The sequence below is a fragment of the Vibrio sp. 378 genome (genome assembly GCF_033339435.1).
Genome location: NZ_JAWOUO010000233.1, coordinates 1 through 937, shown reverse-complemented (window position 1 = coordinate 937; position 937 = coordinate 1). Strand labels below are relative to the sequence as shown.

The following is a 937-nucleotide window of genomic DNA, read 5'->3' as shown; positions in this document are numbered from 1 at the left end:
GGCGTTAAGCTTCAACATCACACTGCAATTTTAATGGAGTAAAAATGGAGTATGTGAAACAACTGTTTGCTACATTGTTAACTTTGGCCTTAGGATCTTTCATTTTTGTAGGCATATTAGAAGACTATAAAAGCGATGACTCTATTAAAGTTAAGCAGTTAGAAGACTATTTCAAGCCTGCTAGAACAATGGCAAACAACTGCCTCAAACAACAAAACCAGTTATTTCTTCATTACCCTCAGAATGGCACGTCTCTTCGTTTGCTATTTGATGCAATGATCAATCTAATGGAGAACCCTCAGCTTGAAAGAAACACAAATTATGAGTTGGTGCTAAAAGGGTTACTACATAACTTACAGTCGACACAGAAAACTCAATCTGAACTACCTGAAGCTGTTGAAGAATGTCGTGCTAAAGTTTATTTAAGCCTTGAAGCACTCTCAATTGCTACTGGCACATATGATTATTTTTCCCTTCAAGCTGCTGAAAGAAATAAGAAGTTGAATGAACTCGATAAAAAATATCGAGAAAAGTTAAAGCAGTCTAATGGTGACTTTGACGCTAATGAATTAGTGAAAATGATGTATCAAATTGGAAGTATACGTCCTGGCTCGGATCAAGATATAAAAGTGTTGGTGACTAAGTTCAGTGATAAGTTACCCATCATAGAAAGAGCAAGTTTGATTCAGGCTGAAATAGAGCAAGAAAAGTACGAAATAGAAGCAGAGTTGTTTTCAGAAATTCGCAAAAAATCTGCTAGCGAGATAAATGCTGGATTCAAACAAGGCTTTTTCAGTTGGCTATTTGGTTAGAAGCTTAACAAACAATTTAAGAGTGATTCAGCACGCTTGGCATTTTTGGTTTGGGTCTAGTTTAGTGATTACGGCGTCCAGTTTGAGTGTTGTGATAGCGTGCTTCACACCTTAATTGGGCGTTA

At 36.8% G+C, this 937-nt stretch carries 1 protein-coding gene; it reads left to right on the top strand.

Going from position 1 to position 937, the window contains the following annotated elements:
* The first annotated feature begins 44 nt into the window (after positions 1–44).
* The gene (locus R7Q48_RS25400; RefSeq protein ID WP_213894472.1) at positions 45–812 is read left to right on the top strand and encodes a hypothetical protein; all 768 of its coding nucleotides are present in this window, start codon (positions 45–47) and stop codon (positions 810–812) included.
* Positions 813–937 lie beyond the last annotated feature (125 nt).

What these genes read in the sequence shown, in the direction of transcription:
- R7Q48_RS25400 (WP_213894472.1), top strand. Translation starts at nt 45, where the DNA reads ATGGAGTATGTGAAACAACTGTTTGCTACATTGTTAACTTTGGCCTTA.